Genomic DNA, 18,022 nt, shown 5'->3' with positions numbered 1-18,022 from the left:
TACTTGGGGGGCAGCCCCCTGGGAGGATAGGAAGTTGCCAATCTTTTTTATTTTTTGTAAAAATAAAAAAGAGAGTTTTATCAAAACTCTCTTCCGTTAAATTCTTGTAGTGTTGTATTTAGTTTTTCTAAAAATGATACAAAGATTTCAAGTTCTTTATCAGAAAATAAACCTTGAAATTTTTTTTGCAATTCAGGTAAAAAATTATCAACAAATGTGATTGCCTTTTTTCCATCTTCAATAAGATATAAACCTTTTCTTCTTTTATCTAATGCTTTTTTTTCGATTAAACCTTTATCTTCTAAATTAGTGACATATTTAGTTACTAAAGATTTTTCAAGTTTTCTTAATTTTGCAATATCATATTGTGTTATTCCTGGATTTTCATATATTATACGAAGATATAAACTTTCTGTTCTTGTAATTTCTAATTCTGAAAGTAGATTATCAAATAAAAAATTAATCTCTTTGTTGATTGCAGATATTAGAAGAATTGCACCTCGATTTGTTTTCATATAATCACCTCATATTTATCTAATAATTTATAATACTCTTTATTTTATGAAAAGTAAATAAAAAGGGTGAATAGTTCATAGGTGAACACTCCATCTATTTATTTGTTTCAAAATAGATTAAAATAACTTATGAAAAAGAGATGAGACATATTTTAGCCACAAATATTTAGTAAAATATTAGTAATAAAAAATGCTCAATTAATAGGAGGAAAGAAAAATGAAAAAAATGAATATGATGGTTTTAATTGGAAGTTTATTAATAGGAACTATGGCTTTTGCAGAAAGAGAAGTAGAATTTGATTATCAAAAGAACTTAGAGGAAAGAAATCAAAGAGATCAAAAAAACATAGAAGCCTACGCAGAAAGTAATAATATTTCAATAGAAGTAGCGGCTCAAAAATATTATCAAAAACTGCAACAAGAATTTAAAAATAATGAAGCATTAAGACAAGAGATGATAAAAAGTAGTAGTGATCAAAATTAATTTAACTCCACATATTGTTTGATAATCAAAATTTTGTGAAAAAAATGTATTTTTTCCAATCAAAATATCTTGACTTTTTCCATTTTATTAGGTATATTACATAGTATAAAGAAACATAAAAATTCAGGAGGTATTTGGTTATGCATATAATAGATAAAGACACTTGTATTGGTTGTGGAGCTTGCGAAGGAACTTGTCCAGTATCAGCAATATCAGCTGACACAAACGGAAAATATGAAATTGGTGAGGCTTGTGTAGACTGTGGAGCTTGCGCAGGAGTTTGCCCAGTATCAGCAATAACAGCATAGTTATAACTAGATTTTAAAGCTTAGGGAAACCTAAGCTTTATTTTTTTTTGATTTTTTTGTATACTTAAAGAAAAAAGGATGGTGTTCCGATGAGTTTAAATAGAAGTCAAAAAGAAGCAGTGGAAACTATCAACGGACCATTGTTAATAATAGCAGGACCCGGTTCTGGAAAGACAAAAACTTTAGTAGAGAGAATGGTTTATATGATCAAAGAGAAAAATATAAAACCAGAGGAACTTTTAATTTCAACATTTACAGAGAGAGCAGCAAGAGAACTATCAACAAGAGTTATGGATAGATTGAAAGATGAAAAATTTCATATAGAAGGAATGTATATAGGAACGCTGCATTCAATCTGTTTAAAAATTATAGATGAAAATATAGAGATATCTAATTTAAAAAAAGGATACAAAGTGCTTGATAATATAGATCAAAAGTTTTTTATCTTTTCGAAATTGAGATATTTTAAAGAAATTAAGGGATTTAATGAATTTTTTGAAAAGAAAGAATATTTGAGTAATTGGAAAATTGGGGAAATCTTAATAAAGTGGTTTAACAAATTTAGTGAAGAGGGATTAGAACTATATGATGAAAGTTTCTTATCAAAAGCATATAGAATCTATAAAGAGATTCTTTTCAAAGAGAATGTAATTGATTTTTCAATGATTCAAAAAGAGGCTTTTCAAATTTTGAAAAATAATGAAGTTATTTTAAAGAGATTCACTGAAAAAATTAGATATATAATGATTGACGAATATCAGGATACAAACACAATTCAAGAAAAATTGATTTTTTTAATGGGCGGAGAAAATAAAAATATATGTGTTGTAGGAGATGATGACCAGGGGATATATAGATTTAGAGGTGCGACAATAAGAAATATACTTCAATTTGAAGAACGAATAGGAAAAGAGTGTAAAGTAATTAAATTAGAAGTTAATTACAGATCAGAAAAGGATATTGTTAAATTTTGTAAAGAATGGATAAATAGTCTTTATTGGGATAAGTTTAGACACTCTAAAGAGTTAGTAGTGCCTGAAGAAAAGAATAGTGAGAAAACCAGAGTTGTAAAATTATCGGTTGAGGACTCTGAAAGCAAATGGCAAGAGAGAATTGCTAAATTTTTAATTTTTTTAAAAAATTCAAAAAAAATTGATGATTTTAATCAAGTTGCATTTTTGTTTAGATCTGTAAAAAATAAAAGAATTGTATCTTTAGCGCATTATTTAGAGTATAGAGGGATAGGAGTCTATTCACCGAGGTCTAATCTTTTTTTTAATAGAGATGAAATTATACTTTTAATAGGAGTTTTTCTTTATATTTTAGCTAGTCCTGAAAGCAAGATTTATAATAATGAATATAAATTGGAAATTTTAGATTATTACAAAAAATGTTTAAATATTGTGGAGAAAAAAATAAAATCTGATGAACTTTTTAAAGAAGAAATTAATTATTTAAAAGATGAATATCTTCAAGAAAAAAATGAAGGAGCGTTGCTAGAACTTTACTATAAAATTATTGGATTAAGTATATTTAAAGAAAGTTTTGAAAAAGAATTAAATGGTGTTTTAAAAAATAGAGAACTTTATAATTTAGGAATATTTTCGAAAATAGTTCAAAAAGCAGATAATATTTCTGGTGTTTTAAAAATAAAAAAAGAAAATATAATAAAAGTTGGAGACTATTTTTTTACTATGCATTTAAAATTTTTAAAACAAAATGGTGTAGATGAATATGAGGATATTAAGGAATATGCTCCAGAAGGAGCAGTATCATTTTTAACAATTCATCAGTCTAAAGGATTAGAATTTCCTGTTGTTATAGTTGGGTCATTAGAAAGTATTCCAGAGGGAGACAGAAATGAAGAGGAAGAGTTAGAAAGAATGTATATTCCATATAACGATTTTGAACCAGATTACAGAATAAAAGATTTCGATTTTTGGAGATTATATTATACAGCGTTTTCAAGAGCTAAGAATTTATTAGTCTTAACTGCAATTGAAAGCAATAAAGGTAAAAGACAAGTTCCGTCTTTGCCTTTTAAAAGAGTTTATGAAAGTATTCCTGATATCCTTTCTGGCGATTTAAGTTTTAATGATTTAGATATAGAAAATATAAATAGTATTGAAATAAAAGAAAGCTATTCGTATACCGGAGATTTATTGAAGTATAAAGAGTGTCCATATAAATATAGACTTAATAAAATTTTAGAATTTCAAAATATGCGAACTGTTGATAATTTTTATGGGTCATTAGTACATGAAACTTTAGAAAATATAAACAAATATATTTTACAAAATATAAATTTAGATGACAGTCAATTATCTAAAGAATATTTTGAAATATATGAAACTATGAGAAAAAGGGATAATATATCCTTAAATAAAGAGATTTTGGAAAAGGGATTCTCTCAAATACTAAATTACTATAAAAGTGAATTTACTAAGAGAAAATTTAAAGATGTAGAAAAAAATATTTTTGCTCTAAGAAAAAACTATACGATAGAAGGAACACTAGATTTAATTATAGAGGAAAATGAAGAATTGAAAGTTATAGATTTTAAAACTGGTTCAGATGAATTAAATGAAGAGATGATGAGTAAGTATATAGAGCAGATAAGGCTATATTGTTATCTTTTATCTGTAAATACAGATAAAAAAATTATTGGTGGGGAGATTTATTTTGTTAAAAATAATAAGATAATAGAAGTTGAGTATAATTTAGGTGATGAGGAGAATATCTTAAAGGAGTTTGATACGATATCTGAACGTATAAGTAAGTGTGATTTCTCTGAAAAAAGTTCTTCGAAAGAAAAATGTTTAAAATGTGAATTTAAAAAGCACTGTTTTGGTATAAATATGATATAATAAGAATAAAAAAAGGTGATTAGAATGTATGTAGTATTAAAAAAATCTGCTACATCTGGAGAAATTTTAGAGTTAAAAAAATTTATAGAAGAAACAGGACATGGGGCTTTAGAGATTCTAGATGGTGGTATAAAGAAAATTGGTATTATGGGTAAAAAAGGTGGATTAACAAAAGAAACTTTAAAGGAGTTTCATATAGTTAGTGATGTTTTACAGATTGGGAAACCTTTTAAATTTGTGAGTAGAGAGTTTAAAAATGAAGATACAGTAATTGAAATAAAAGGAAGAAAAATTGGAAGCTCTGATTTAGTTTTAATGGCAGGACCTTGTTCTATTGAAGATAGAGATATGATACTAGAGATAGCTAAAGTTGTAAAAGAAAATGGCGGAGAATATCTTAGAGGTGGTGCATTCAAACCGAGAACATCTCCGTACGATTTCCAAGGATTAGGTGAAGAGGGTCTTAAGTATATGAGAGAAGCTTGTGATACTTATAATCTTTTGATGGTAACAGAGGTAATGGATACAAGAGATATAGAGTTGATTTCAAAATATACAGATATTTTCCAAGTTGGTGCTAGAAATATGCAGAATTTTAGTCTATTAAAAGAACTTGGAAAAACGGATAAACCAGTACTTTTAAAAAGAGGATTGAGCGGTACAGTAAGAGAGTTCTTAATGGCTGCAGAGTATATTGTAGCTTTTGGAAATACACAGATTATTCTTTGTGAAAGAGGAATAAGAACGTTTGAAACGGCGACTAGAAATACTGTAGATATAAATGGAATAGCTCTTTTAAAAGAAAAGACACATCTTCCTATAATTATAGATGCAAGTCACGGAACAGGAAAAAGATCTCTGGTAGAACCTGTGACATTAGGATGTGTTTTAGCGGGAGCTGATGGTGCAATGGTAGAGATTCATAAAAATCCATGTTGCGCTTTATCAGATGCAGATCAGACTTTAAGCTTTGAAGCTTTTGAAATACTTTGTAAAAAATTAAAGAAAACACTAGAATTTAAAGAGAGCTTAAAATGTTTATAGATAAGAAAGAATATTGGGAGCTAGAGGAGTTTAAAGAGTTTAATTTAAAAGCTATTTATACAACTAAAACTTTTGGAGATGTTCGAAATGAAGAGGATAGAAAAAATATAATCTCGATATTAAAAATAGAGGATAAAAAAATCTATTCAGGTTATCAAACACACTCGGATAATATAGTTATAATAGAAAGTGAAACGCCAGAGTATTCTGAGGATACAGATGGTTTTTTAACAGATAGAGATGATGTGGTAATATTTACTAAATATGCAGATTGTCTGCCAATCTATTTTTATGATAAAAAAAATAAGGCTTATGGCTGTGTTCATTCTGGATGGGTAGGAAGTTTTAAAAAGATAGGAGTAAAAGCAGTACAGCTTTTACAAAAGAGATTTAAAACTGATTTAAAAGACCTTATAGTAGCTTTCGGAATAGGAATCTCTCCTAAAAATTATGAGGTATCAAAAGATTTTTATGAAAAATTTAAACTAGAGTTTTCAAATGAAATTTTAGAAAAAGTATTTTTAAATATAGATGAAAAGTATTTTTTTGATAATCAGAGGTTTAATTATAACTTGATGATAAACTTTGGAATAAAATCAGAAAATATTATAGAAACTCAACTTTGTACATTTGAAGGGAATTTTCATTCTCATAGAAGAGAAAAAGAACTTTCAGGAAGAAATGGAGCATATATATATGTTGACATTTCTAGAGAATAGTGGTACAATAATTTGCTAATAAAATGCACATTGATTATTTCTAAACAAGGTGCCCTTAGGGGATGTTTAGTTTTGAGATCAATGGAAGAAAAAACCAAAACTAGGAGGAATTAAAAATGGCAGTAATTACTATGAAACAATTACTTGAAGCTGGAGTTCACTTCGGACACCAAGCTAAGAGATGGAATCCAAAGATGTCAAGATACATCTTCACTGAGAGAAACGGAATCCACGTAATCGATTTACACAAATCTTTAAAGAAAATAGAGGAAGCTTACGCTGTAATGAGAGAAATCGCATCTAACGGTGGAAAAGTTCTTTTCGTAGGAACTAAAAAGCAAGCTCAAGAAGCTGTTAAAGATCAAGCTGAAAGATCAGGAATGTACTACATCAACAACAGATGGTTAGGTGGAATGTTAACAAACTACAAAACTATCCAAACTAGAGTAGAGAGATTAAAAGAGTTAGAAAGAATGGAAGCTGATGGAACATTAGATACAGCTTACACTAAGAAAGAGGCTGCTAACTTCAGAAAAGAGTTAGTTAAACTTTCTAAAAACTTATCAGGAATCAAAGATATGAAAGAAGTTCCAGCTGCTATATTCGTAGTAGACGTTAAGAAAGAAACTTTAGCAGTAGTAGAAGCTGCTAAATTAGGAATCCCTGTATTCGCTATGATCGATACAAACGTAGATCCTGATTTAATAACTTACCCAATTCCTGCAAACGACGATGCTATCAGATCGGTAAAATTAATCGCTTCTGTAATGGCTAACGCTATCATCGAAGGAAACCAAGGAAAAGAAAACGCTGCAGTAGCTTCAGACGAAATCGCTGTTGAAGAAGGATCAGCTGAGTAATTAATACTTGAATTTATGGAATTGAGTGCTTAGCCCTCAATTCCTTGTACTATATAGATATGAAAGAATTCTAAAAAATTAGGAGGAAAAAATGGCAGAAATTACAGCAAAATTAGTAAAAGAACTAAGAGATAGAACTGGTGCTGGAATGATGGATTGTAAAAAAGCATTAGGAGAAACAAACGGAGATATCGAGAAAGCGATAGACTTACTAAGAGAGAAAGGAATTGCTAAAGCAGCTAAGAAATCAGGAAGAACAGCTGCAGAAGGATTAATATTCGACGGTGTTTCTGCTGATAACAAAACAGCAGTAGTATTAGAGTTCAACTCTGAAACAGACTTCGTTGCTAAAAATGACGAGTTCAGAGCTTTAGGACAAGCAATGGTAGATCTTGCATTAACTGCAGGAATCAACACTGTTGAAGATTTAAAAGCTGCTGATTTAAACGGAACTACAGTTGAAACAACAATAACTAACTTAATCGCAAAAATCGGAGAGAACATGTCTCTAAGAAGATTCGAGAAAGTAACTGCTGAAGGATTTGTAACTACTTACAATCACTTAGGAGGAAAATTAGGAGTTATCGTTGAAATGACTGGAGAAGCTACAGAAGCTAACGTAGCAAAAGCTAAAGATATCGCTATGCACGTTGCTGCTATGGATCCTAGATACGTAGACAGATCAGTTGTAACTACTGACGATTTAGATAGAGAGAGAGAAATTTCTAGAAAGCAATTAGAAGCTGAAGGAAAACCTGCTCAAATTATCGAAAAGATATTAGTTGGAAAAATGAACAAATTCTACGAGGACAACTGTTTAGTTGACCAAATCTTCGTAAAAGCTGAAAACAAAGAAACAGTTGCACAATACGCTGGAGATATCAAAGTAGTTTCATTTGCAAGATACAAAGTTGGAGATGGAATCGAAAAAGAGGAAGTAGACTTCGCAGCAGAAGTTGCAGCTCAACTTAACGCGTAATACAACAAAAATTATAGGGGTGCGACTTAGCACCCCCTTTTTTTAAGCTAAATAAAAGATAAAAGAGGAGAGTTTTGACATGAAGCCAGTTTATAATAGAATTCTATTAAAATTAAGTGGAGAAGCTTTAATGGGAGACCAAGAGTTTGGAATTTCATCTGAGACAATCACTTCATATGCTAGACAAATAAAAGAGATAGCTGATTTAGGAGTAGAAGTAGGAATCGTAATCGGTGGAGGAAATATCTTTAGAGGATTATCTGGAACTGAACAAGGTATAGATAGAGTAACTGGAGACCATATGGGAATGTTAGCAACAGTTATAAACTCACTGGCTCTTCAAAATGCAATTGAATCACTAGGAGTACCTACAAGAGTACAAACAGCAATCGAAATTCCAAAGGTTGCAGAGCCTTTCATAAAAAGAAAAGCTCAAAGACACTTAGAAAAAGGTAGAGTTGTAATCTTCGGTGGAGGAACTGGAAATCCATACTTCACAACAGATACAGCTGCAGCTTTAAGAGCTATTGAAATCAATGCTGATGTTGTAATAAAAGCAACAAAAGTTGATGGAATATATGACAAGGATCCTGTAAAGTTTGCAGATGCAGTAAAATATGTAGATGTAACTTATACAGAGGTTTTAAATAAAGATTTAAAAGTTATGGATGCAACAGCAATCTCTTTATGTAGAGAGAACCAATTGCCAATCGTTGTATTCGATTCATTAACAGAAGGAAACATTAAAAAAGTTGTTTTAGGTGAAAAAATCGGAACAACTGTAGTAAATGGATAATTTTAGGAGGGTAAAATGAGCGCACAAGTAGTAATTAATGAATGTAAAGAGAAAATGAGTAAAGTAATAGACTCAACAAAGCACAAGTTTGCTTCAATAAGAGCAGGAAGAGCATCTGTTTCTATGTTAGATGGAATAAAAGTAGAGCAATATGGATCTTTAATGCCATTAAACCAAGTTGGATCAGTATCAGCTCCAGAAGCTAGAATGCTAGTAATCGATCCTTGGGATAAATCAGTTATACCTGTAATCGAAAAAGCAATAATGACTTCAAACTTAGGATTAACTCCAAACAACGATGGAAAAGTTATCAGACTTATGATTCCTGAGTTAACAGCTGACAGAAGAAAAGAGTATGTAAAGTTTGCTAAAACAGAAGCTGAAAACGGAAAAGTTGCAGCTAGAAATGTTAGAAAAGATATGAACAACTCTCTAAGAAGATTAGAAAAAGAAGGAGAGATAACTGAGGACGATTTAAAGAGATTTGAAGATGATGTTCAAAAGTTAACAGATGCAACAATAAAAACAATTGATGAGCTTTTAGCTTTAAAAGAAAAAGAGATCACAACTGTATAGTTAAATTAAAAGAGAGTTTTTCAACTCTCTTTTTTTGTTATAAAAATATATAGAGATAAGAAGATTCCGCTAAAAATTAAAAGAATAATTAAAATCTTATTAGCCTCAGAATAATCTCCGGATTCGATAGCAGAGTATAGAGCTAAGGGAAGTGTTCTGGTTTTTCCAGGAATATTCCCTGCAATTAAAATAGTTGCTCCGAATTCTCCAAAAGCTCTACCAATTCCAAGAATAGTTGCGGATAAGATTTTTCTATAACCTAATGGAATATAGACGTACCTAATCATATTAAATTTAGAAACTCCTAAACACTGTGCTGTTTCAATATAAACTTTATCTATTGTTTCGAAGGCTACTTTGATGCCTTGATATAAAATAGGTAAAGAAACTATAATTGCAGCTAAGCATGCACCTTCAAAAGAGAAGATAAATCTGAAATCTAGATATCTATAGAAGATTCTTCCAATAAAACTATTTATCCCTAAACCTATAATCAACATATATCCAATTACAGATGGTGGTAAAAAAATTGGAAGAGTAAGTAAAAATTCAATTATCTTTTTGGATTTTCTCTTTTTTTCAAAAATAAAATAAAGTGAAATACTGAAAAAAAGATTGAAAATTATAGCTATTGTTCCAATAGAAAGAGAGAGTTTTAAAGCATTAATCATTCCCAATCTTTTCCTTTTAAGAACTCAATAAATTTTCTGGCTTCAGCTTTATTTTTAGATGACTCTGCTATTCCAATTGAATATTCGATTGGAGAGTGGAGATTCTTATCAAAAACTTTAACAATCTCTGAGTTTTTAAGAAGCTTAGTATCAGTTAGATAAACTATACCAAAATCAGCCTCACCAAGCTCAACATATGATAAAACACTTCTAACATCTTTGGCGTATACGAAAGAGTAGTTTTTAGGCTGTAATTTATCAAGAACTTCAGTAGCATATGCTCCTGCAGGAACGTATTTAGGATCTCCAATAGCCAAAACTCCATTTTCTGATGTTACTTTTTTGTTTTTAATTAAAGCTAATGAGTTTTCTAAAATAACCTCTTCATCTTCAATATATTTATTCTCTTTTAAATCAATCATATAGGCTCTATCAGCTAAAAAGATGATGTCGACATCGCCACCTCTTTCAAGCTGCTTTTTAAGTGTACCAGAACCACCTAGATTTAATGTAACATTGAAATCAGGTTCTATTTTTTTGTATTCTTCAATATTTTTTTCTAAATACTCTTTTAAAGAAGCAGCTCCACTTAGAAGCAGCTCTTTTGAAAAAGAGAGTTGAAAAACCATAAGAAAAAGTAATAAAACTATCTTCATAAATCCTCCCCCCCTAAAAATTATTTGTTCATATTATAAAGAGTGTAAAGTCCTCTGATACTAAGTTCAGGACAGTATTCATCAATCTCTTGAATTTCAGCGAAAAGAATCTTTCCAAGTCCACCAGTAGCAATAATGTATGGGTCAGGAACTATCTTTTTAATCTCTTGAATTATATTTTTTAATTGTCCAGCATACCCATAGAATATTCCTGCTTGTATTTGTTCGGCAGTATTTCTACCTAAAACACTTTCAGGAGTGCTGAATTTAACCTTAGGAAGTTTAGCAGTATTTCCAAATAAAGCATTGATAGACATCTCTATTCCAGGTAAAATTCCACCACCAATATAAACTCCATCTTTCAAAACTTCGTAAGTAGTTGCAGTTCCTAAATCAAAAATAACCAAATTTTTATTTGGATAATCGATAACAGCTTGTGCAATGTCGATTATTCTATCTGCTCCAAATCCATTAATCTGAAGAGTTTCAGAGAATGTAAATGGCAGATTTAGATTTAAATCTATAACCATAGGTTCAATTTCAAAATATTTTCTACCTAAGAATTGGAAAATTCCAATTAGGTTTGGAACAACAGATGATATGACGATTCCATTTAACTCCTTAATTTCAACTCCGTTAAAATCACATATATTTTTTAAGTATGAAAAATATTCATCCTCAGTTAATTTTTCGTTTGAAGATACTCTGAAAGTAAGTAAAACCTCTCCGTTGGGGTTAAGTAATCCAGTAACAATATGAGTATTTCCAATATCTACAGCTAAAAGCATGTAATCACCGCCTAATAAAATTTTAGATAATCCATATTATAAACTATAATTAAAAAAATGTAAATTTTTCTCGGATAAATTATTAAAATTTCATATAATATAGTAAATATGAATATGAGGTGTCAGATGAAAAAAGCGGTAGGAATAGTAGTCGAATATAATCCTTTTCACAATGGACATAAATATCATTGCTTAAAAGCTAGAGAGCACGGAGATTTAGTTATTGCTGTTATGAGTGGAGATTATGTTCAAAGAGGAGAGCCAGCATTAATAAATAGATGGGATAGAGCAGAACTAGCTTTAAGAAATGGGGTGGATATAGTGGTAGAATTACCAGTATTTTATTCAACTCAGAGTGCAGAGATATTTTCTAGAGGAGCAGTTGGACTATTAGATTTAATGGGAGTAGAAAAGATAGTTTTTGGATCAGAGAGTGGAGATGTTCAAAGCTTGAAAGAAAGAGCAGAGTTAGAGGAGATGAATGAGTTTAAAGAAGAGTTAAAAAAGCAACTTAAAGATGGAAACTCATATCCAACGGCTTATTCAAATAGTTTAAGAAAATTAAATAAAGGGATAGATTTAAATTCAAATGATATTTTAGGTGTTGAATATATTAAAGCTTTGAAGTTTTGGGAAAGTGATATAGAACCAGTAGCAATAAAAAGAGAGAAAAGTGGATATTATTCAGAAGGAATAGAAGATGGAATATCTAGTGCTACAGGAATTAGAAAAAAATTAGAGCAAGGTGAAGAGATAAAAGATGTTGTTCCTTTAACGACATATGATATTTTAAAAGAAGCTTTAGAAAAAAATAGATTTGCGAAATTAAAAGATTTCTATCCGTTTATAAGGCATAAAATTTTATTGGAAAAATATAATTTGAAATATATTCAAGATATAGAGGATGGATATGAAAATAGATTATATGAAGCAGCTTTCAAATGTATTGATTTTGAAGAATTTTTCAAAGAGATTCAAAGTAAAAGATTTACAATAGGTAGAACTCAAAGAATACTTATTCACATCCTTTTAGGTATAAAAAAAAGTGATGTGGAGAGTGTTAAAAATAATGTTCCATATGTTAGAGTTTTAGGTTTTACAAAAGATGGGCAAAACTATTTAAAGTTTTTAAAAGAAAAAGATATTGAAATTTTAACAACACTTAAAAATATTCAGAGAATATTGAGTGAGGAAAACTTGAAATTATTAGAAATGAACGAAATTGCAAGCAAAATATATTCAATGATTAATCCGTATGAAGATAGAAAAATCCCTATAATGATAAGGTAGGATTAGATGAAAAGTAAAATAAAAATAACAGATGATTTAAAATGGATTTTAAATAGATTGAATAGTTATGGAAAAGGTTATATTGTCGGAGGTTATATTAGAGATTACCTATTAGGAATAGAACCAAAAGATTGTGACTTTTGTACAGATATAGATTATGAAAAATTGAAGGTTATTTTTGCAGAGTGTTCACCGAAAGAGATAGGAAAAGCTTTTGGTATTATCCAGATTATATATAATGGTAAAAGTTATGAAATAGCTAAACTGCGTAGAGAGATAGGATTTACAGAGAATAGAAATGTAGTAGAGGTCGAGTTTGTAAGTGATATATACGAGGATTTAAAAAGAAGAGATTTTACAGTTAATGCAATAGCATTTGATGGAGAGAGGATAATATATACATCAAATGAATCTTTAAAAGATATTGAAAATCGAATTTTAAGATTTGTAGGAGAGGGAGAAGAAAGAATAAAGGAGGATCCTCTAAGAATATTGAGAGGAATTCGAATTGCTGGAGAGAAAAAGTTATTTATATTGAAGAGTGTTGAAGACAATATGATTAAAAATAAAAAAGAGATACAAAGAGTTTCAATTGAGAGAGTACAAGATGAAATTTTTAAAATGTTAAAGGGTGAAAATAGAGTAGAGTCATTTTATCTATTAAACAAACTTCAAATTTTTGAAGAACTTTTTCCAGAAACTTCTAAAAAAATGGATTTAATCGGAGTTTTAGATAAAATAAAACAAATAGATAGATTAAATTTAGAGTTAGCAATTATATTTTTTAAATCTAAAGAGGAACTTTCAAAATTAAAATTAGATAATAAAAGTAAAAAATCAATTTTGAATATAATCAATCAAAAAGAAAACTTTAAAAATATTAAAACTAAATATGATGTAAAAAAAATGATATCTCTTATTGGTTTAGAGGATTTTAAAGATATTTTAGTATTAGAAAAACTAGAGAGAGAAATTTCGAATTTAGAGATTTTTTTAAAAGAGATTTTAGAAAATAATGAACCAATATTTTTAAAAGATTTAGTTATTTCAGGAAAAGATATTATCTCTTTAGGAGTAACTGATGGAAAAAAAATAAAATTGAATTTAGAGAGATGTTTAGAGAGTGTTTTACAAAATCCGAGATTTAACAGTAGAAATTATTTAATGAAATTAATAAAGGAGGAGAAAAATTGAAACCGAGAATACCTTTGTCAACGCAGATATTTTATGGAGTAGGAGTTAGTTATGCAATAGTAGATCAAATATTTGCACAGTGGATACTATATTTTTACTTACCACCTGAAAATTCAGGGTTAAAACCGTTTTTAGCACCAGTATTAATTTCTCTAGCCTTAGCCATATCGAGAGTTGTAGATATGATTTCAGATCCAGTGGTAGGTTATTTATCTGATAAGTTTAACAGCAGATGGGGGAGAAGGATTCCATTTATAGCAGCAGGTGCTATTCCACTAGGATTGGCAACAGTGGCTTTTTTCTATCCACCGCTTAGCAGTGAAAAATCTACATTCTTATATCTAGCAATGGTTGGATCGTTATTTTTTACTTTTTATACAATAGTAGGTGCTCCATATAACGCTTTAATTCCAGAGATAGGAGAGAATTCAGAGGAGAGATTAAATCTATCGACATGGCAATCTGTATTTAGATTAGTATACAGTGCTATAGCTATGATATTACCTGGAATTTTGATAAAGTATTTTGGAAAAGGGGATACTTTAGTCGGAATTAGAGGAATGGTTATTTCATTGAGTATCTTATGTGTCTTAGGACTTTTTGTGACTGTTTTTTTAGTTCCTGAAAAAAAATATTCAAGACCTGTTGAAAATGTAGGAGCTATAAAAGAGATATTAAAAGAAGTTATAAAAGATAGAGATTTCTTGTACTATCTTTTAGGATTACTCTTCTTCTTCGTAGGATTTAACTCGTTGAGAGCAATGATGAACTATTATGTAGAGGATATTATGGGATATGGAAAAGAAACAATAACAATAGCCTCGGCACTGTTATTTGGAGCCTCAGCTTTATTTTTCTATCCTGTAAATAAATTGTCAAGAAGATTTGGGTATAGAAAAATTATGTTGGCGTCGTTAATAGCTTTAATAGTTTTAACTATAGGATTAGCACTTCTTGGAAAAGTTATTCCAGTAAAATATGGCTTTTTAATATTTGGGCTTTTAGGAATTCCAATATCTGGAGCAGCATTTATATTTCCACCAGCTATGATGAGTGATATAAGTGAGAAGATTAGTAAAAGAATTAACAATAGAATTGAGGGAGTTTGCTTTGGAATTCAAGGATTCTTTTTAAAAATGGCATTTTTAGTGTCGATAGTGATACTACCGTTGATGTTGGTTTTAGGTGGAACTGGAGAGGTAACAAAGTTTGGAATCTACTCAGCGGCAATATTTTCAGCAGTATCCTTTGTAATCTCATATATATTTTATTTTAAATATAGTGAATAGTTTTAATTAGGAGGAGAGTTGAAGCGAATAGGGATTGGGGCATTAATAATAGTTTTTGCCTCAATTTTCTTTTTAAGGTTAAATTTTATGACTTTTAAAGAGAGAGTTGAGGTTGGAGATATAGTTCAAATTACTGCACGAGTAGACGCTGGAAGAGGACAAATTGAAAAGATAAATGGAAAATATCCTAAAAAAAATCTATTTTTTACCGTTGATAAAGTTGAAGATGGACACAAAGTTATTTTGGGAGAGGTACAAAAAATAAAAATATCAAAATGGGGAGCGACATATTATTTAAATAGTGAAGAAGTTATAGAAAACGAAAATTTTTTTAAAGTTTTTTTTAGAAATAGAGTGAACAAGATGACAGAAGAATATTCGATAGATTTGCTTCTTTTTTTAAAAGCGATACTTTTAGGGGAGGGATATTTATTAGCTGATGATTTAAAAGAGATGTTCAGATATACAGGAGCAGCTCATATACTGGTAATCTCAGGATTACACATAGGAGTTATTGTTTCAGGAGTTACATATATGCTATTAAAATTAAACATTCCGAAAAGAGAAAGATATATTTTAGCATTAGGAATATTAACACTATATGTTTTAGGAATAGGTAGATCACCATCAGTATTTCGAGCCTATATAATGGGTTCTATATATCTTTTGAGTAATATATTCTATGAAAAAGCTAGTACAAAAAAATCATTTTTTATAGCTTTTATATTATCTTTGATAATCTATCCAACTTGGATTTATACGATTTCTTTTTGGATGTCTTATATAGCGGTCTTTTCAATAGTTTTTATATATGAAAAAATACCTAAAATAAAAAAATTTAAAAAAGATTTTGTAAATAAAATTTTGAATGCGATGGTATTGAGTCTGACAATTCAACTTTGTATGACTCCAATATTTTATCTATTTTTTAAAAATTTACCATTGTTTTCGTTTTTAAGTAATATTATTTTAATTCCAATAGCTTCGCTAGTTGTGATTACTAGTTTTATAGCTCTTTTTTTATCAAATTTTTATCTAGAATTTTTGATAATGCCTGTTTTAAATTTAAGTTATATATTTTTAATAGAGGTAGTTACAATATTAAATCAGATTCCGTATTTGACTTTAGAATTATAGATATGATAATCTATTTGTGAGGTGATGAGAATGTTCGTATTTAAGGTTATAATTTTGCTATTTTCTTTGGTTTTACATGAGTTAGCCCACGGATATATGGCACTTTTTTGTGGAGATAAAACAGCTAAATATTCAGGAAGACTATCTTTGAATCCTTTGAAGCATTTAGATCCAATTGGGGCATTAATACCAGTTGTAATGCTTTTAAGTGGTAGTAATTTTGTTTTTGGCTGGGCAAAGCCAGTTCCAGTAAATTATTTTGCTTTTAAAAATGGAAGAGTTGGAGAGTTTTTGGTTTCTATAGCTGGAGTTTTAACAAACTATTCAATGATGATAATTGGAGCTCTTTTAATAAGATTTCATATAATTCCATTCAATGATTTATCAGTATATTTCATTATAATAAATATGGCGTTGGGAACATTTAATCTTTTACCAATTCCTCCGTTAGATGGCTCAAGAGTTATAGCTTCATTTTTGAATGATGAAAATAGAATTAAAATATTTACGATAGATAGTTATGGAATATTTCTTATATTAGGACTTAGCTATTTTGGTATTTTAAGTAAAATAATGTCGCCTATTTATAGTTTTATAATAGGAGTAGTAGATTTAATAATTAGGAGTTAAAGAATGAAAAGCATAAAAAAAGCAGTAAGAATAGAGTTTGAAGAAAGGAAATCAAAGTTTATAGGATATGCAAAGCCTATCTCAACTAAAGAAGAAGCCGAAGATTTCATAGAAATGATAAGAGAGATGCATCCAGATGCGACTCATAATTGTACAGTATATAGAGTCATAGATAATGGTCAAGAGTATTTTAAAGCTGATGACGATGGAGAGCCAAGTGGAACGGCAGGAAAGCCTATGGGAGAGATTTTAACTTATATGGATGTAAATAATGTTGTAGTTGTGGCTACAAGATATTTTGGAGGAATAAAATTAGGTGCGGGAGGATTGGTAAGAAACTATGCCAAGACAGCAAAATTAGCAGTTTTAGAAGGAGAAATTGCAGAGTTTATAGAGCGTCATGAATGCCTTTTAGATTTTTCTTATGAGAGAATAAATGAGATTGATTCGTTATTAATATCTGGGAACGATGAGTTATTAAATAAAGATTTCAATGAGAGAGTTACTTATAGAGTTAAAGTGTCAGAAGATACTTTAGAAAAACTAAGAGAGTTAAAAGATATTTTGGTTATAATTTAAAATATATAATAAAAGTAAACAGGTAGAACTTTAAAGTTCTACCTGTTTACTTTTATTTTGTAATCTTTTTTTCTGAATAAAAATAATAGCAGTAAAGTTAAAATGATATATGCAAATTCAACAACTATTATATAGTATGGCCACTCTCCAAAATACTGAAGTGGTGATTGGAAGCTAGGCTTTCTATTTATATATAAATAGTTAGTTCCAAGAACATTATTTATAAGAAATACGCCTGCAGCAATAATGTTTAGACCAAGAAATGAACCTGTCCAAGATTCTAGAGATGGTCTCAATTTGAAAATTTTGTATTCTGTAACAGCAACAAAAATTATGTAGCAGTGTGTTGAGAAAAAACTGATGTTGAAGAAATGTGGAAAAGTTTCTCTAACTTCAGGTGTTAGTAGTGCAAACACAGCTCCGATTGACCAAAAGAATGTTGCGTATAAAAATGGAGTAAATCTAAGAATAGTACCCAATACTGCAAAAATAAGAGTGATATTACAAAGATGTAGTGGAAGTAGAGAATACCAAGCTTCTCCAATTAACTTATATCTAATAAAAAGTTCACCACATTTTATATAGCAATAGGTAAGGCTTTGAAGTTATCTCCACCTTTTCCCCTGCTCCACACCGTGCA

At 29.5% G+C, this 18,022-nt stretch carries 20 protein-coding genes; 15 read left to right on the top strand and 5 right to left on the bottom strand.

Translation table 11 applies throughout. The features are described from left to right. Positions 1-80 precede the first annotated feature (80 nt). On the bottom strand, positions 81-515 hold the full coding sequence (locus L988_RS06005; protein ID WP_047382557.1) for a MarR family winged helix-turn-helix transcriptional regulator: 435 nt from the start codon (positions 513-515) through the stop codon (positions 81-83). Positions 516-732: 217 nt separating this feature from the next. Here L988_RS06005 and L988_RS06000 point away from each other — a divergent pair, with 217 nt between their 5' ends. From L988_RS06000 to frr, 9 genes are all read left to right on the top strand, one after another. Continuing rightward, entirely contained in the window at positions 733-999 is a 267-nt protein-coding gene (locus L988_RS06000) for a hypothetical protein (RefSeq protein WP_047382556.1), read from the top strand. A gap of 140 nt (positions 1,000-1,139) precedes the next feature. Further along, a complete protein-coding gene (locus L988_RS05995) occupies positions 1,140-1,307 on the top strand; it encodes a 4Fe-4S binding protein (RefSeq protein WP_047382554.1) in 168 nt (55 codons plus the stop codon). A gap of 89 nt (positions 1,308-1,396) precedes the next feature. Beyond that, positions 1,397-4,174 (top strand): ATP-dependent DNA helicase, encoded by a 2,778-nt coding sequence (locus L988_RS05990; RefSeq protein ID WP_047382552.1) that lies wholly within the window; start codon positions 1,397-1,399, stop codon positions 4,172-4,174. A gap of 24 nt (positions 4,175-4,198) precedes the next feature. Beyond that, on the top strand, positions 4,199-5,218 hold the full coding sequence (gene aroF / locus L988_RS05985) for a 3-deoxy-7-phosphoheptulonate synthase (RefSeq protein ID WP_047382551.1): 1,020 nt from the start codon (positions 4,199-4,201) through the stop codon (positions 5,216-5,218). After that, entirely contained in the window at positions 5,209-5,937 is a 729-nt protein-coding gene (pgeF, locus tag L988_RS05980; protein ID WP_047382549.1) for a peptidoglycan editing factor PgeF, read from the top strand. The genes aroF and pgeF overlap by 10 nt, the downstream gene beginning before the upstream one ends. Before the next feature lie 116 nt (positions 5,938-6,053). Next, a complete protein-coding gene (gene rpsB, locus L988_RS05975) occupies positions 6,054-6,797 on the top strand; it encodes a 30S ribosomal protein S2 (RefSeq protein WP_047382547.1) in 744 nt (247 codons plus the stop codon). A 91-nt stretch (positions 6,798-6,888) separates the two neighbouring features. Then, the gene (gene tsf, locus L988_RS05970) at positions 6,889-7,776 is read left to right on the top strand and encodes a translation elongation factor Ts (protein WP_047382546.1); all 888 of its coding nucleotides are present in this window, start codon (positions 6,889-6,891) and stop codon (positions 7,774-7,776) included. Positions 7,777-7,855: 79 nt separating this feature from the next. Next, positions 7,856-8,572: a UMP kinase gene (pyrH, locus tag L988_RS05965; protein WP_047382545.1), complete on the top strand. Its 717-nt coding sequence runs from the start codon at positions 7,856-7,858 to the stop codon at positions 8,570-8,572. Positions 8,573-8,587: 15 nt separating this feature from the next. Next, positions 8,588-9,148, top strand: a complete 561-nt coding sequence (gene frr, locus L988_RS05960; RefSeq protein ID WP_047382543.1) for a ribosome recycling factor — start codon at positions 8,588-8,590, stop codon at positions 9,146-9,148. Positions 9,149-9,168: 20 nt separating this feature from the next. Here the strand turns inward: frr and modB are convergent, their stop codons facing one another. From modB to L988_RS05945, 3 genes are read right to left on the bottom strand one after another with little or no spacing between them, the layout of a single operon-like run. Further along, on the bottom strand, positions 9,169-9,819 hold the full coding sequence (modB, locus tag L988_RS05955; RefSeq protein ID WP_047382541.1) for a molybdate ABC transporter permease subunit: 651 nt from the start codon (positions 9,817-9,819) through the stop codon (positions 9,169-9,171). Then, entirely contained in the window at positions 9,816-10,475 is a 660-nt protein-coding gene (modA, locus tag L988_RS05950; RefSeq protein WP_052191717.1) for a molybdate ABC transporter substrate-binding protein, read from the bottom strand. Before modA ends, modB begins: the two co-directional genes overlap by 4 nt. Before the next feature lie 20 nt (positions 10,476-10,495). Further along, positions 10,496-11,263 carry a type III pantothenate kinase gene (locus L988_RS05945; protein WP_047382540.1) on the bottom strand — a complete coding sequence of 256 codons (768 nt, stop codon included), beginning with the start codon at positions 11,261-11,263 and terminating at the stop codon, positions 10,496-10,498. Between the two features lie 126 nt (positions 11,264-11,389). Here L988_RS05945 and L988_RS05940 point away from each other — a divergent pair, with 126 nt between their 5' ends. Genes L988_RS05940 through L988_RS05915 form a run of 6 tightly spaced genes read left to right on the top strand, consistent with a single transcriptional unit; the run spans position 11,390 to position 17,382 of the window. Further along, positions 11,390-12,553, top strand: coding sequence for a nucleotidyltransferase (locus L988_RS05940; protein WP_047382539.1), 1,164 nt, complete (start codon positions 11,390-11,392; stop codon positions 12,551-12,553). A gap of 6 nt (positions 12,554-12,559) precedes the next feature. After that, on the top strand, positions 12,560-13,747 hold the full coding sequence (locus L988_RS05935) for a CCA tRNA nucleotidyltransferase (RefSeq protein ID WP_047382538.1): 1,188 nt from the start codon (positions 12,560-12,562) through the stop codon (positions 13,745-13,747). Beyond that, on the top strand, positions 13,744-15,036 hold the full coding sequence (locus tag L988_RS05930) for an MFS transporter (RefSeq protein WP_047382536.1): 1,293 nt from the start codon (positions 13,744-13,746) through the stop codon (positions 15,034-15,036). Before L988_RS05935 ends, L988_RS05930 begins: the two co-directional genes overlap by 4 nt. Before the next feature lie 18 nt (positions 15,037-15,054). Continuing rightward, positions 15,055-16,173 carry a ComEC/Rec2 family competence protein gene (locus L988_RS05925; RefSeq protein WP_047382534.1) on the top strand — a complete coding sequence of 373 codons (1,119 nt, stop codon included), beginning with the start codon at positions 15,055-15,057 and terminating at the stop codon, positions 16,171-16,173. Between the two features lie 30 nt (positions 16,174-16,203). Then, the gene (locus L988_RS05920) at positions 16,204-16,803 is read left to right on the top strand and encodes a site-2 protease family protein (protein ID WP_052191716.1); all 600 of its coding nucleotides are present in this window, start codon (positions 16,204-16,206) and stop codon (positions 16,801-16,803) included. 3 nt (positions 16,804-16,806) lie between these two features. Then, positions 16,807-17,382 (top strand): YigZ family protein, encoded by a 576-nt coding sequence (locus L988_RS05915; RefSeq protein ID WP_047382531.1) that lies wholly within the window; start codon positions 16,807-16,809, stop codon positions 17,380-17,382. 38 nt (positions 17,383-17,420) lie between these two features. Here the strand turns inward: L988_RS05915 and L988_RS13425 are convergent, their stop codons facing one another. Beyond that, on the bottom strand, positions 17,421-17,927 hold the full coding sequence (locus L988_RS13425) for a TIGR02206 family membrane protein (RefSeq protein WP_231549825.1): 507 nt from the start codon (positions 17,925-17,927) through the stop codon (positions 17,421-17,423). Between the last annotated feature and the right edge of the window lie 95 nt (positions 17,928-18,022).

Source organism: Cetobacterium sp. ZWU0022 (assembly GCF_000800875.1).
Lineage (GTDB): Bacteria > Fusobacteriota > Fusobacteriia > Fusobacteriales > Fusobacteriaceae > Cetobacterium_A.
The sequence above is the reverse complement of the archived record's forward strand: the minus strand, read 5'-3'. Positions and strand labels throughout refer to the sequence as shown.